This window comes from Streptomyces sp. NPDC015171 (assembly GCF_043079545.1).
Classification (GTDB): Bacteria; Actinomycetota; Actinomycetes; order Streptomycetales; family Streptomycetaceae; genus Streptomyces.
Genome location: NZ_JBIBUO010000005.1, coordinates 247,948 through 260,501, shown reverse-complemented (window position 1 = coordinate 260,501; position 12,554 = coordinate 247,948). Strand labels below are relative to the sequence as shown.

General features: G+C 73.7%; 14 protein-coding genes. 7 read left to right on the top strand and 7 right to left on the bottom strand.

Going from position 1 to position 12,554, the window contains the following annotated elements; translation table 11 throughout:
- Positions 1-177 precede the first annotated feature (177 nt).
- On the top strand, positions 178-366 hold the full coding sequence (locus ACF073_RS16435; RefSeq protein WP_392070458.1) for a sigma-like protein: 189 nt from the start codon (positions 178-180) through the stop codon (positions 364-366).
- 176 nt (positions 367-542) lie between these two features.
- Positions 543-698, top strand: a complete 156-nt coding sequence (locus tag ACF073_RS16430; protein ID WP_392070456.1) for a hypothetical protein — start codon at positions 543-545, stop codon at positions 696-698.
- Positions 699-774: 76 nt separating this feature from the next.
- Here the strand turns inward: ACF073_RS16430 and ACF073_RS16425 are convergent, their stop codons facing one another.
- Positions 775-2,376 carry a FadD3 family acyl-CoA ligase gene (locus tag ACF073_RS16425; protein ID WP_392070454.1) on the bottom strand — a complete coding sequence of 534 codons (1,602 nt, stop codon included), beginning with the start codon at positions 2,374-2,376 and terminating at the stop codon, positions 775-777.
- An 86-nt stretch (positions 2,377-2,462) separates the two neighbouring features.
- Between ACF073_RS16425 and ACF073_RS16420 the strand changes: the two genes are divergently transcribed.
- The 3 genes from ACF073_RS16420 to ACF073_RS16410 are packed head-to-tail and all read left to right on the top strand — an operon-like array spanning position 2,463 to position 4,800.
- Complete coding sequence (locus ACF073_RS16420; RefSeq protein ID WP_392070452.1) at positions 2,463-3,617, top strand: lipid-transfer protein; 1,155 nt, start codon at positions 2,463-2,465, stop codon at positions 3,615-3,617.
- Positions 3,618-3,622: 5 nt separating this feature from the next.
- The gene (locus ACF073_RS16415; RefSeq protein WP_392070450.1) at positions 3,623-4,030 is read left to right on the top strand and encodes a Zn-ribbon domain-containing OB-fold protein; all 408 of its coding nucleotides are present in this window, start codon (positions 3,623-3,625) and stop codon (positions 4,028-4,030) included.
- A complete protein-coding gene (locus ACF073_RS16410) occupies positions 4,015-4,800 on the top strand; it encodes an enoyl-CoA hydratase/isomerase family protein (protein WP_392070448.1) in 786 nt (261 codons plus the stop codon). Before ACF073_RS16415 ends, ACF073_RS16410 begins: the two co-directional genes overlap by 16 nt.
- A 2-nt stretch (positions 4,801-4,802) precedes the next feature.
- On the opposite strand, the gene ACF073_RS16405 is transcribed toward ACF073_RS16410, so the two are convergent.
- From ACF073_RS16405 to ACF073_RS16395, 3 genes are all read right to left on the bottom strand, one after another.
- Positions 4,803-5,351: a hypothetical protein gene (locus ACF073_RS16405; protein WP_392070446.1), complete on the bottom strand. Its 549-nt coding sequence runs from the start codon at positions 5,349-5,351 to the stop codon at positions 4,803-4,805.
- A 135-nt stretch (positions 5,352-5,486) separates the two neighbouring features.
- On the bottom strand, positions 5,487-7,844 hold the full coding sequence (locus tag ACF073_RS16400; protein ID WP_392070444.1) for a PQQ-binding-like beta-propeller repeat protein: 2,358 nt from the start codon (positions 7,842-7,844) through the stop codon (positions 5,487-5,489).
- 168 nt (positions 7,845-8,012) lie between these two features.
- Positions 8,013-8,747 carry a VOC family protein gene (locus ACF073_RS16395; RefSeq protein ID WP_392070442.1) on the bottom strand — a complete coding sequence of 245 codons (735 nt, stop codon included), beginning with the start codon at positions 8,745-8,747 and terminating at the stop codon, positions 8,013-8,015.
- Positions 8,748-8,881: 134 nt separating this feature from the next.
- Between ACF073_RS16395 and ACF073_RS16390 the strand changes: the two genes are divergently transcribed.
- Positions 8,882-9,517 carry a TetR family transcriptional regulator gene (locus tag ACF073_RS16390; RefSeq protein ID WP_392070968.1) on the top strand — a complete coding sequence of 212 codons (636 nt, stop codon included), beginning with the start codon at positions 8,882-8,884 and terminating at the stop codon, positions 9,515-9,517.
- A 73-nt stretch (positions 9,518-9,590) separates the two neighbouring features.
- Here the strand turns inward: ACF073_RS16390 and ACF073_RS16385 are convergent, their stop codons facing one another.
- A complete protein-coding gene (locus tag ACF073_RS16385) occupies positions 9,591-10,043 on the bottom strand; it encodes an Lrp/AsnC family transcriptional regulator (RefSeq protein WP_392070440.1) in 453 nt (150 codons plus the stop codon).
- Between the two features lie 82 nt (positions 10,044-10,125).
- On the opposite strand from ACF073_RS16385, the gene ACF073_RS16380 reads away from it, so the two are divergent.
- Entirely contained in the window at positions 10,126-10,743 is a 618-nt protein-coding gene (locus ACF073_RS16380) for a LysE family translocator (protein WP_392070437.1), read from the top strand.
- Here ACF073_RS16380 and ACF073_RS16375 read toward each other — a convergent pair.
- Positions 10,740-11,249: a nitroreductase family deazaflavin-dependent oxidoreductase gene (locus ACF073_RS16375; RefSeq protein ID WP_392070435.1), complete on the bottom strand. Its 510-nt coding sequence runs from the start codon at positions 11,247-11,249 to the stop codon at positions 10,740-10,742. The two genes, ACF073_RS16380 and ACF073_RS16375, sit on opposite strands and share 4 nt — an antisense overlap.
- A complete protein-coding gene (locus ACF073_RS16370) occupies positions 11,249-12,460 on the bottom strand; it encodes an acyl-CoA dehydrogenase family protein (RefSeq protein ID WP_392070433.1) in 1,212 nt (403 codons plus the stop codon). The genes ACF073_RS16375 and ACF073_RS16370 overlap by 1 nt, the downstream gene beginning before the upstream one ends.
- Positions 12,461-12,554: the final 94 nt, after the last annotated feature.

Sequence of the window (12,554 nt, the reverse complement as noted above, 5' to 3'; positions counted from 1 at the left end):
TTTATGGGCAGCTGCGACTCTCGTCTAAGCGATCCGTCGCCGTAGGGGGGCAGGCGGATCTCGTGGGCCTCACGGCTAATCTGAGGCCTCCGGAACGCCCGCTCGGCTGCGCGGGGGGAATTGCCGAACGGGCGTTCCATCACGACGCTTTACCCATGCCTACCGGGGAGTACCGCCATGACCGAAGCCAAGAAGGCCGAGGAGATCACCACACTGGACCAGCACGCGCCCGCACCGCCCAAGGCGGCCGAGCACATCACCGCGAAGGACCAGCACGCGCCCGCCCCGCCGAAGGCGGCCGAGGAGATCACCACACTGGACCAGCACGCGCCCGCTCCGCCGGCCCTGGACCTCGGCAACAGGTAAGGGACACCTTTCGGGCAGGAGCTGCGGCGGCACGGAGGGGGAGCCGTCGCAGCCGAGGTACGCCCCAGGGCAAGATCCAGGCCGTTCTGCGGCGGATATTGTTCGAACCCTTCGAACAATATCCTTTGCGCATCTAGTGTCAGACGCGTCATCACAGCTCACCAACGGGAGGACGCATGACACTTACCAAGAAGGCAGCAGCCATCGCCGCTCTGATCCTGGGCATCACCGCCGCCGCAGCGAGCCCGGCGCTGGCCGAGAACCACGCGCCGGTGAGCCCGAACAACACTCATGCCACCGCTGCCGCGACGCTGGACCAGCACGCCAGCTGACGTGAGCATCAGCTGGCGATGACGGCCCGGCGCGGTGTCCGTGCCGGGCCGTCATCGCACCTTCACGCGCCCTTCGTCAGCGCCCCCGCCCCCGCAGCTCCCCCTTCACCACCTTGCCGCTCGCGTTCCGGGGGAGTTCTGCGATGAACTGCACCGTTCTCGGCACCTTGTAGTTCGCCATCTCGCGGCGGGACCAGGCGATCAGGTCGTCGGCGGTGAGGACCGAGCCGGGCCTGCGCACCACGAACGCCTTGCCGACCTCGCCCAGGCGCGCGTCCGGTACGCCGATCACCGCCGCGTCGGCCACGTCGGGGTGGGTGCCGAGGAGTTGCTCTATCTCCGCCGGGTACGCGTTGAAGCCGCCGACGATGAACATGTCCTTGATCCGGTCCGTGATCCGCAGGTTGCCGGCGGCGTCCAGGACGCCCACATCGCCCGTGCTCAGCCAGCCCTGCGCCGAGATCACCTCGGAGGTCGCCCCGGCGTCCGCGTAGTAGCCGCGCATGACGTTGAAGCCGCGGACCAGGACCTCCCCCGGCGTACCGGCGGGCAGCGGCCGGCCCGCGGCGTCCGCCACCCGGATCTCCGTGCCGGGGATGGCCCGGCCGGAGGAGGCCGCGATCACCGAGGGGGCGTCGCCGCGCCGGCACATGGTGACGATGCCGGACGCCTCCGAGAGGCCGTAGGCCGTGAGGACCGTGTCGACGCCCAGTTCGCCGCGCAGGCGCTCCACCAGGCGCAGCGGCACCACCGCCGCTCCCGTCACCACCAGGCGCAGGGTCGACAGGTCGTGGGAGTCCCGGGACGGGTGGTCCAGCAGGGACTGGTGCAGGGTCGGCGGTCCCGGCAGCACCGAGATCCGTTCCGCGGCGATGTTCGCCAGGGCGGTGTCCACGCTGAACACCGGCTGCGGGACCATCGTCGCCCCGCGCGTCAGGCAGGCGATCACCCCGGCCTTGTAGCCGAAGGTGTGGAAGAAGGGGTTGACGATGAGGTAGCGGTCCGCGGCGCGCAGGCCGGCCAGGTCCGCCCAGATGTCGTAGGCGCGCAGGGTCTGGCCGTGCGTGATCACCGCGCCCTTGGGGCGGCCCGTCGTACCCGAGGTGTAGACGATGTCCGACACCGCGGCGGCGTCCAGCTCCGCCGCGCGGCGCCGCACCTCGGCCGCGGTGGTCCCCTCGCCGCCCGCGAGGAAGTCCTTCCAGGTGCGGAAGTCCGGCGGCGCGTCCTCGGACAGCACCACCACCTGCTCCAGCTCCGGCAGACCGGGCAGCGGGCCCCGGCCGTCCGGCACGCCCTCGCCCGCCGCCCGGCGCAGCGCGGCCACGTACGAGGCGCCCAGGAAGGTCCCCGTCACGAAGAGCAGCCGGGCCCCGCTGCGGCGCAGCACGTCCGCCGCCTCGGCGCCCTTGAAGCGGGTGTTCAGGGGGACCAGCACGGCGCCCGCCGAGACCGCGCCCAGCGCCGCGACGATCCAGTCCAGGGAGTTGGGGGCCCAGACGGCCACCCGGTCGCCCGTCTCCACCCCGCAGGCCAGGCAGGCCGCCGCCGCGCGTTCGACGCGGGCGCCGAGTTCGGCGTAGCCGACGCGGGTGCGGCCGTCGACCACGGCCTCGGCGTCCGCGTACCGCCCGGCCGCCGACCACACCAGTTCCGGGATGGTTTCCCACGACGTCACGGCGGCCTCCCCGCGCAGCGGACCCAGCTAGCTGACTGTCCGTCAGATTAGCGGTAACCTGACGGCCTGTCAGGAGAGGGGGAGACATGGCAGGACCAGGGATCAAGGACGCCACCGCCATCGTCGGGATCGGGCAGACCGCCTTCGCCAAACGGCTCCCGGAGGACGAGAGGACGCTCGCCTGCCGGGCCGTGCTCGCCGCGCTCGACGACGCGGGCATCGCACCCGGCGAGGTCGACGCCGTCGCCTCCTACACGATGGAGGAGACCGACGAGGTGGAGCTGGCGAAGGCGGTCGGGTTCGGGGACCTGACCTTCTTCAGCAAGGTGGGCTACGGGGGCGGCGGTTCCTGTGCGACCGTCGCGCATCTCGCCGCCGCCATCGCCGCCGGCCAGGCCACCGTGGGCGTGGCCTGGCGGTCGCGCAAGCGGGGCAGCGGGCCGCGGCCGTGGACCAACACCACCGTGCAGCTGCCCACTCCGGCGCAGTGGACCCGGCCCTTCGGGCTGCTGCGGCCGGCCGACGAGATCGCCATGCTGACGCGGCGGTACATGCACGAGTACGGCGTCACCCGGGACCATCTGTTCAACGTCGCGCTGGCCTGCCGCAACCGGGCCAACCAGAACCCGGCGGCCGTCATGTACGAGCGCCCGCTGACCCGCGAGATGTACATGACCTCCCGGTGGATCAGCGAGCCGCTGTGCCTCTACGACAACTGCCTGGAGACGGACGGCGCGCTGGCCTGCGTGGTCGTCGCGGCGGAGCGCGCCCGGGACTGCCGGCGCCGGCCCGTCTACGTCCACGCGGCGGCGCAGGGCCTGCCCGCCCAGCACCACGGCATGGTCAACTACTGGAACGACGACCCCCTCACCGGCCCCGCCTGGACCGCGGCCCGGCATCTGTGGAAGCACGCCGACCTCACCCCGGACGACGTGGACGTCGCCCAGATCTACGACGCGTTCTCGGCCCTGATCCCGCTGTCCCTGGAGGGCTACGGCTTCTGCGCGCGCGGCGAGGGCGGCGCCTTCACCGAGCAGGGCGCCCTGGAGATCGGCGGCCGGCTGCCGGTCAACACCGGCGGGGGCGGCCTCAGCGAGGCGTACGTGCACGGCTTCAACCTCGTCAACGAAGGGGTGAAGCAGCTGCGCGGCACCAGTACCGCGCAGGTTCCCGGGGCCGCCGCCTGCCTGGTCACGGCCGGCGAGGGTGTGCCCACCTCCGCCCTTCTGCTGAGGAGCTGACCGGCATGCTGACTCCCGTCACCGACACCGACGGCGCCCCCTTCTGGGAGTACGCGGCCCATGGCGAGCTGCGCGTCCAGGCGTGCGGCGACTGCGGTGAACTCCGCTTCCCGCCCCGGCCCTGCTGCCCGCACTGCCAGTCCTTCGCGAGCGAGTGGCGGCCGGTGTCGGGGCGCGGGCGGGTGTGGTCGTACGTGGTGCCGCATCCCCCGCTGCTGCCCGAGTACGCGGCGCAGGCCCCGTACAACGTGGTCGTCGTGGAGCTGGCGGAAGCCCCGCGGATACGGCTCGTGGGGAACGTGGTCGCGCACGCCGGGGCGCCGCTGGACTCGGTCGATCCGGCGCGCTTGCGGATCGGCGCCCGGGTGCGGGCGGTGTTCCGCGACGGGCTGCCGCAGTGGGTGCTGGCGTGAACACCGTCGGCCTGGACGTCGACGAGGAGACCGGCGTCGCCGTCGTCACCCTGGACCGGCCCGCGCGGCTGAACGCCGTCGATCTGGAGATGGTGCGCGAACTCGGCGAGGTCTGGCGCGCGTTGCGGTTCGACGACACGGTACGGGCCGTCGTGCTCACCGGGGCCGGGGAGCGGGCGTTCTGCACGGGCATCGACCGGGACACCGCGGTCCCGCAGCCCTCGTCGCCGTACATGCAGGACGATCCGCTGCTGGCCGTCGGCCCGAAGGCGCGGGACCTGTGGAAGCCGGTCGTGGCGGCCGTGGAGGGGATGGCGTGCGGCGGCGCCTTCTATCTGCTCGGGGAGTGCGACTTCCTCGTCGCCGGAGCCGGCGCCGCCTTCTTCGACCCGCACACCACCTACGGCATGGTCAGCGCCTACGAGTCGATGCTGATGGCACAGCGCATGCCCTACGGCGAGGTGGCGCGGATGGCGCTGATGGGCGCCGCCGAGCGGCTCTCGGCGCGGCGGGCGTACGAGGTCGGCCTGGTCAGCGAACTGGTGGAGACCGGCGGGGCGCTGGCGGCGGCGACGGACCGCGCGGCGGTGATCGCCGGGTATCCGGCGGAGGCCGTGCAGGGGACGGTGCGGGCGCTGTGGGCGGCCCGGGAGGCCGGTCTCGCGCAGGCGTTCGCCCAGGCCCCGCAGCTGATCGCGCTGGGGAACCTGCCGGGCGCGCGGCAGGCGGAGCTGTTCGCCGCCCGCCGCGCACGGTTCCGGACGCGGTGAGATCACCAGTGGTAGGAGGCCACCGGCTCCAGGTCGCAGTGGTCGATCTGCGGGGCGCTCTCCTCGGCGTTGTCCACCCGCACCCGGACGGTCCTCGTGCCGCCCGCGGGCACGGTGACCTCCTTGATGGTGCCGCTGACCGTCAGGTCGTCCGCGTCCTCGAAGGTGATGTGGACGTCGAAAGCGCTCTTCGCGGCGTTCGGGTTGGTGACCTCGACGGTCGCGTACGGGGCCTTCACCGTCGCGCAGCTCAGCAGCCGTGCCGTCCCGTCCTCGTGGCCGGAGGGGGACGAGCCGCCGGAGCCGCCCGAGGTCCCGTCGCCGTAGTCGTCATCGTCGTCGTAGTCGTAGTCGTGGCGCGTGCCCGAGCCGTAGCCGCCGCCCGACGTCGTGGACGACGAGCTGTCGTGGTCCTGGCCCGAGCTGCTGCAGCCGCCGCCGCTGCCACCGCTGTGCCCGTGGCCGTGCCCGCGGCTCGTGAATCCGGTCAGCGCCATGCCGACCAGGACCGAAACCGCCGCCAGTCTGAGCATGTGTCCCCGTTGATGCATGCCCAGCACCCTAGGGGATGTCTGTCACGGCCATGTCACTGCTTGGCGAGCCCCGCGCACCGGGGGTAGCGTCAGCCGTGGACGGCCGCCGTCTGGAGCCCTTCCGTGTCGACCCGGTACGACGGCCGTCGCGCGCTACGCGGTCCGCGCGGTGCCCGTCCCCTTCTCCGCGTCCAGCGCGTACACACAGCGGTCCTTGCTGCACGCGTACACCACACCGTCCTTGACGACCGGGGAGCCGGTGATCTCGCCGCCCGTGGCGAGCTTCCAGCGCAGCCGTCCGTCGTCGGCCTTCAGGGTGTAGAGGAGGTGGTCGGTGGAGCCGAAGTGGATGCGGCCCTCCGCCACGGCGGGGGCGCCCACCACGTCACCGCCCGCCTGGAAGCGCCACTTGGGGGTGCCGGTGACCGCGTCCAGCGTGTACAGGCCCTTGCCGCTGCCGACGTGCACGTGCCCGGCGGCGACCAGCACCGGCTCGACCGAGGAGCGGGCCTCGGTGGCGATGCGCCAGCGGTCGCGGCCGTCGGCGGCGTCGAGGGCGTAGACGGTGCCGAGGTAGTCGGCGAGGTAGACGCCGCCGCCGGTGACGGCCGGGCCCGGGGCGAAGGCCGGCGGGCTCAGGAAGACCGCCGGTGCCTCGAAGTGCCAGCGGACCATGCCGCTCGCCGCGTCGACGGCCAGGACCCGGGTGCCGGCGGAGACGTAGACGCGGCCGTCGTCGGCCGGGGCCAGCCGGACCGGGACACCGCCGCAGGAGGCCGCGTCGCCGATCGGGTACGACCAGCGCTCCTCGCCGGTGCGGGCCTCCAGGGCGCGCAGCCGGGCGTCCTGCCAGACGTACACCGTGCCGTCGTGGACGAGCGGGCCCGCCTCGGGGGACTCGAAGTCGGTCTGGCAGCCGGTGATCTCCCACAGCTTCTGCCCGCTCACGGCCTCCCACGCCTGGACGCCGCCGCCGCGGGTGCCGGTGACGACCGTGCCCCGGTCGGCCTTGAGGGAGTACACCCAGGCGTCCGTGGACAGCCGCCACAGATCGCCGCCCTCGCGGGCGTCGAGCGCGAACAGGGTGGGGCCGTCGGAGGCGTGGATCCTGCCGTCCGCCACGGCCATGGACCAGGCGACGTCCCGGGTCTTGAAGCGCCGGCGGCCGGTGGCCACGTCCAGCGCGTGCACCTCGAAGGAGGTGACGTAGACCAGGTCACCGGCGACGGACGGGGTGCCCCACACGTCGTTGGACATCCGGAACCGCCAGGGGCGCCAGCCGGCCGCCGTCTCCGGCGGCGGGGGCGGCACGGGCGGTACGGCGGGGTCGGCGCCGGCCAGGCCGGGGCGGGGCCGGGACCAGCTGGCCACCAGGCCCGCCTCGGGCGGGGGCGCCTTGACGGCGGCGGCGCGGGCGTCGGCGACCCGGGGGCCCGGGCCGATCGGCACCGGGGCGCCGGCCAGCAGGACCGGGCCGGTGTCGGGGGCACCGACCGGGACGGGGACCGGCGCGGAGGCCGGGACCTGGGGGTCGTACGGGGGCGGCGGGGGCACGGTCGGCCGGGCGCCGCCGCGCGGGCCGCCGGCCGTGACCGGGGCGGCCTTGGGGGCGGGGCGTCCGCCGCGGCGGGTCTCGATGAGGGCGACCGCCTTCTCCGGCAGCCAGGCGGAGGCGGTGCCGCTGTCGTCCGAGCCGGAGCCGAACAGATGCGGGGCGAGCTGGGCCTGGAGGTCGGCCGGGGAGGGCCGGCCGGTCGCCTCCATCTGCATGCAGACCTCGATGAGCGGTCGCAGCTCGTCGGGCAGGCCGGTGAGGTCCGGGCCCTCGCGCAGCAGCATGAAGACGGTCTCGACCGGGTTGGCGCCGTGGAAGGGCGGGTGACCGGTGGCCGCGAAGACCAGCATGGAGCCGAGCGAGAAGACGTCGCTCGCGCCGGTGACGCTGCGGGAGTCCTTGGCCTGCTCGGGGGACATGTAGGCGGGGGTGCCGACGGCGACGTTCGTCATCGTCAGGCGGGTGTTCGAGACGCCGGAGGCGATGCCGAAGTCGATCACCCGGGGCCCGTCCTCGACCACCAGCACATTGGACGGCTTCAGGTCCCGGTGCACCAGGCCCGCGCCGTGGATGGACTGCAGGGCCTCGGCGACGCCCGCCGCGAGCCAGCGCACGGCCTGCGCCGGGAGCGGCCCGCAATCGTTCACTATCTCTTCCAGCGAGGGCGCGGGCACATAGGCCGTCGCCAGCCAGGGCACGGCGGCGCGCGGGTCGGCGTCGACCACGGCCGCGGTGTAGAAGCCGGAGACCGCGCGGGCCGCCTCCACCTCACGGGTGAAGCGGACCCGGAAGAGCTGGTCCTCGGCCAGCTCGGTGCGCACCGTCTTGATCGCCACGCGCCGGCCGGACGCCGAGCGCGCGAGATAGACCAGCCCCATGCCGCCGGCGCCCAGCCGGCCCAGCACCTCGAACGGCCCGATCCGCCGCGGATCGTGCTGTGTCAGCTGATCCACCACTGCCTGCCACCTCCCCGTACGAGCCGCGCCACCCACATATGTACGCGACCGAAGTGCAGCGTCTCACCACCGCACCGCCTCGGCGGCACGCACCCCGATTCTTCCTGGCCGGGCGGCAGGTTGCGAACCCGGTGATAAATCGGGATGTCTCCCACCAAAGTGGACCAATCACCGCTGGAGCAGTGCGAACGACGCCCCCTGATTGTCGGTGACGACGGCCACGCGTCCGTACGACGCCTCGAAGGGCGGCGCCTGCACCCGCCCGCCGAGCCGCTGGACGGCCCCGAGCGCCGCGTCCAGGTCCGTGACCCGGAAGTGGGTGACGAAGTGCGGGGGCATCTCGGCCGGGAACACGTCGGTGACGTCCGCGCGGCCGAAGTCGGGCCCGGCGTCGCCGGCGAACAGGGCGTCGTGGAAGAGGCCGCCGTAGAAGGCGTTGGCCGCCGCGGTGTCACGGGTGTACAGCTGGGCCCAGACGAAGGTGTCCGGCGCGCGCCGCCGCCCGAAGCCGGGGTGGGTGCCCGGCTGCCACAGACCGAAGACGGCGCCCTCGGGGTCGGTGGCGAGGGCGGCGGTGCCGAGGTCGCCGACCGGGAACGGGGCCATGACCATCCGCCCGCCGGCCGCCGTGATCCGCCGCCCGAGGGCCGCGGCGTCCCCGGTGGCGAAGGAGACCGTCCACACGGTGGGCATGCGCCCGTCGGTCTTGGGGGCCAGCGAGGCGACGCGGTCCTTGCCCAGCAGGGCCCATACGGAGGCGCCGTACGCCTCCTCGAAGGTCCACCCGAAAAGCTCACCGTAGAACCGCTTGCCCGCCTCGACGTCGGGCAGCTCGGCGTCCACCCAGCAGGGGACGCCCTCCCGGTATGCCTCTTCGTTCGCGGATGCCCTGTTTTCGGCCATGCCGTCAAAGTAACCGGGTCCAGTGCACCCCGCAGACCAGGCACACCACCCCCGATACCCCCGTGCACCCCATTTGCAGTCGGCCGAATCGCGCTCCGATCACCCCTCGGTAAGCTGACGGCATGACAGGACAAGTGCGTACCGTCGACGGCCGCGTGGCCGGCCGGCGTGGGCAGGCGACCCGGCAGAAGCTGCTCGACTGCCTCAGCGAGATGCTCAGCTCCTCCCCTTACCGGGACGTCAAGGTCATCGATGTCGCCCGGAAGGCGGGCACTTCGCCCGCGACCTTCTATCAGTACTTCCCGGACGTCGAGGGCGCCGTCCTGGAGATCGCCGAGCAGATGGCGGCCGAGGGCGCGGGCCTGACCGAACTCCTCGAGGGGCGCACCTGGACGGGGAAGTCGGGCTGGCAGACCGCGCAGGAACTCGTGGACGGGTTCCTGGAGTTCTGGCGTCGCAACGACGCGATCCTGCGCGTGGTCGACCTCGGCGCCGCCGAAGGGGACAAACGGTTCTACAAGATCCGCATGAAGATCCTCAACTCGGTCAACAACTCCCTCTCGGACGCCATCGCGGAACTCCAGGCCAAGGGCCGCGTCGACAAGGACGTGAACCCGGCGGCGGTGGCCGGTTCACTGGTCGCGATGCTCGCGGCCGTGGCGTCCCACCAGAAGGGCTTCACCTCCTGGGGGGTGAAGCAGGCCGAACTCAAGCCCAACCTGGCGCTGTTGGTGCATCTGGGCGTGACCGGCAAGAAGCCGGCCAAGTAGGCGCCCTTTTCTTTACCAGGTCCAAGTCCTGTCTGGCAGGCGGTGGTTCACCAGGTGAGCCACCGCCTGCCGTCTACGCGGGCAGCGGCCGGTCCCGCACCACGTGCTTCATCACCAGCGTCGACGTCAGCCGCTGCACCCCCGGCAGCGTCGCCAGCCGCTCGTCGTACAGGCGCTGGAAGGCGGCCAGGTCGGCGGTGGCGACCCGGAGCAGGTAGTCCGGCTCCCCGAACAGCCGCTGGGCGTCCAGCACGTGCTCCACCTCACCGACCGCCCGCTCGAACTCCACGACCGTGTCCCGGTCCTCCTGGCGCATGGACACGAAGACCAGCGCCTCGAAGTTCAGACCGAGCGACGCCGGGTCCACCACCGCGCGATAGCCCTGGATGGCGCCGGACCGCTCCAGCTCGCGCAGCCGCCGGTGGCAGGGCGAGACGCTGAGCCGCACCCGGGCGGCCAGCTCGGTCACGGTCAGCCGCCCGTCCTGCTGGAGCTCGGCAAGGATTTTCCGGTCCACGTCGTCCATGAAGAAGATATTTGCCCAGAACCCGCGATCATGGGCAAACTTCGGAAACACTTTCGGGCCATTCGCGCCTAATGTCCCCAGCATGGACTCGGGACTGCTCTTCTCCTTCCTCGCCGTGGACCTGCTGCTGGTGTGCGTGCCGGGTGCCGACTGGGCGTACGTCATCGCCGCCGCCCTGCGCGGCAGCCGGGTGTCGCGCGCGGTGGCGGGCCTGGTCTGCGGATACGCCCTGCACACGGCCCTGGCGACGGCGGGCCTCGCGGTGCTGGTCGCGGGCTCGCCCCGGCTGCTGACGGCGCTGACGGTGGTGGGCGCCGGCTATCTGCTCCGGCTGGGCTGGGGCGTCCTGCGCCGGCCCGCGGTGCCGGAGGCGAGCGGCACGGCGGCGGGGGACGGCCGGCCCTTCCTGCGGGGCGCCACGATCAGCGGCCTCAACCCCAAGGGCCTGCTCCTCTATCTCTCCGTGCTCCCCCAGTTCCTCACCCTGCGCGGCGCCCACCTGCCCGTGCCCGCGCAGACGGCGGCCATGGGCCTGCTGCACATGGCGTGCTGCGCGGTCGTCTACCTCACGGTCGGCGCCCTCGCCCGCGCGCTCCTGGCGGCCCGCCCCGCCGCGGCCCGCGCGGTGACCCGCACCTCGGGCGCCGCCATGCTGGGCATCGGCGCGTTCCTGCTGGTGGAGCGGCTGGCCACGCTCTAGTCCGGCGCGCGCGTCAGCCGGAACACCCGGATCTCCCGCTCCACCCGGGCCTGGTAGGCGGCGTACGGCGGCCAGAACGCCAGGAGTGCCGTCCAGGCCGCCGCCCGCTCCTCCCCCGTGAGCAGCCGGGCCGTGACCGGGAGGTCGCGGCCCCGCCAGCTGATCGACGCCTCGGGGCGGGCGAGCAGGTTGCCGGTCCAGGCCGGATGGTCCGTGCGGCCGAAGTTGGAGCCGACGAGCAGCCAGCTGGTGCCGGGCTCCTCCGGCATGCAGGCCAGCGGGGTCCGGCGGGGCAGCCCGCTGCGCGCGCCGGTCGAGGTGAGGACCACCCCGGGCAGCATCCGGGAGCTGAGCAGCACCTTTCCCCGGGTGAGGCGGTGCACGCCCCGGTCGAGGGCGGGGATCACATGCGGGGCCGTCCTCGCGAACAGCCGGGTGGCGGAGATCTTCTGCACCAGCCGCACGCCCGTCGCCGCGCCCCGCGGCGCTCCCCTCGCCGCGCCCATCAGAGGGCCGCCGCCGCGAAGAGGCCCGCCGTCTCGGCCGCCCGGTCCCGCAGCCGGTGCACCGGCCCGAACAGCAGCTCGTCCCCGGCCGCCCGCTTGAAGTACAGGTGGGCGTCGTGCTCCCAGGTGAACCCGATCCCGCCGTGCAGCTGGATCCCCTCGCCCGCGGCACACCGCAGCGCCTCCAGGCCCTGCGCGAGCGCGAGCCCGCCGGCCGGCCCGTCCGGCTCCGGTCCCCCCGCGGGCGAGGCCCGCCCGGCGCCGGCCGCCCAGGCGGCGTAGCGGGCGGCCGACCGGGCCGCCTGCACGGCGACGTAGACGTCCGCCAGCCGGTGCTTCACGGCCTGGAAGGAGCCGACGGGCCGCCCGAACTGCACCCGCTGCCCGGTGTACTCCACGGTCCGCTCCAGCACCCGGCCGGCCGCCCCCACGGCCTCGGCGGCGAGCACGGCGGCGACGGCGTCCCCGGCGCCGGCGAGGGCGGCCGGCACGTCCGCCTCCTCGTCCCCCAGCAACTCGGCCGGTACATCCCGCAGTTGGACGCGGCCCTGGGGCCGGGTGGCGTCCAGTGCGGTCTGCCGGGTGCGGACCAGCCCGGCCGCGTCCCCCGCCACCAGGAACAGCAGGGTGCGCGGCCGGGTGAACCCGCCGGTGTGCGCGGCGACGAGCAGCACCCCCGCGCTGTGCCCGTCCAGCACCTGCCCCACCTCCCCGTACAGCCGCCAGCCGTCCGCCGTCCGCCGCGCCTGCACCCCGCCGGCCCGCCCGCCGCCGGCGCTGTACCCGTCGTTCCCGCCGGTCAGGGCGAGGACCGTGGAGAGGGCCGGCCCGCGCACGGCCAGCGCGGCGGTGAGGGATCCGGCGGCGATGCGCGGCAGCAGCGCGGCGCGCTGGGCCTCGGTGCCGAGGGCGAGGACCAGCGGGGCGGCGAGCACGGAGGTGGCGAGCAGCGGCGAGGGCGCGAGGAACCGGCCCGTCTCCTCCCCGGCGAGGGCCAGCTCGGTGACCGAGCAGCCGACCCCGCCGTACGCCTCCGGGAGCGCGAGCCCGGGCAGCCCGAGCCGGCCGGCGAGGGCCGACCACAGGAGCGGGTCGTACCCGGCCGGTCCCGCCACGGCGGCCCGCAGTTCTTCCGGGCCGCAGTGTGTGCGGAGCAGCTCGCGCAGGGTCCGGCGGATCTCGTCCTGCTCTGCGGTGAGGCGGGTGTCCATGACTGATCCCTCCGCAATCTGACGGAGCGTCATATTAGGCGCCCGGGACGGGGATGCCCAGCCCCGCGACCCCTGCCCGCCCAACCGGATCTGA

Bases quoted from the DNA above. Each gene is read 5' to 3' on its own strand.
- ACF073_RS16380 (WP_392070437.1), top strand. From the start codon at position 10,126: ATGGACTCGGGACTGCTCTTCTCCTTCCTCGCCGTGGACCTGCTGCTG.
- ACF073_RS16420 (WP_392070452.1), top strand. From the start codon at position 2,463: ATGGCAGGACCAGGGATCAAGGACGCCACCGCCATCGTCGGGATCGGG.
- ACF073_RS16405 (WP_392070446.1), bottom strand. From the start codon at position 5,351: ATGCATCAACGGGGACACATGCTCAGACTGGCGGCGGTTTCGGTCCTG.
- ACF073_RS16395 (WP_392070442.1), bottom strand. From the start codon at position 8,747: ATGGCCGAAAACAGGGCATCCGCGAACGAAGAGGCATACCGGGAGGGC.
- ACF073_RS16435 (WP_392070458.1), top strand. From the start codon at position 178: ATGACCGAAGCCAAGAAGGCCGAGGAGATCACCACACTGGACCAGCAC.
- ACF073_RS16385 (WP_392070440.1), bottom strand. From the start codon at position 10,043: ATGGACGACGTGGACCGGAAAATCCTTGCCGAGCTCCAGCAGGACGGG.
- ACF073_RS16415 (WP_392070450.1), top strand. From the start codon at position 3,623: ATGCTGACTCCCGTCACCGACACCGACGGCGCCCCCTTCTGGGAGTAC.
- ACF073_RS16370 (WP_392070433.1), bottom strand. From the start codon at position 12,460: ATGGACACCCGCCTCACCGCAGAGCAGGACGAGATCCGCCGGACCCTG.
- ACF073_RS16375 (WP_392070435.1), bottom strand. From the start codon at position 11,249: ATGGGCGCGGCGAGGGGAGCGCCGCGGGGCGCGGCGACGGGCGTGCGG.
- ACF073_RS16430 (WP_392070456.1), top strand. From the start codon at position 543: ATGACACTTACCAAGAAGGCAGCAGCCATCGCCGCTCTGATCCTGGGC.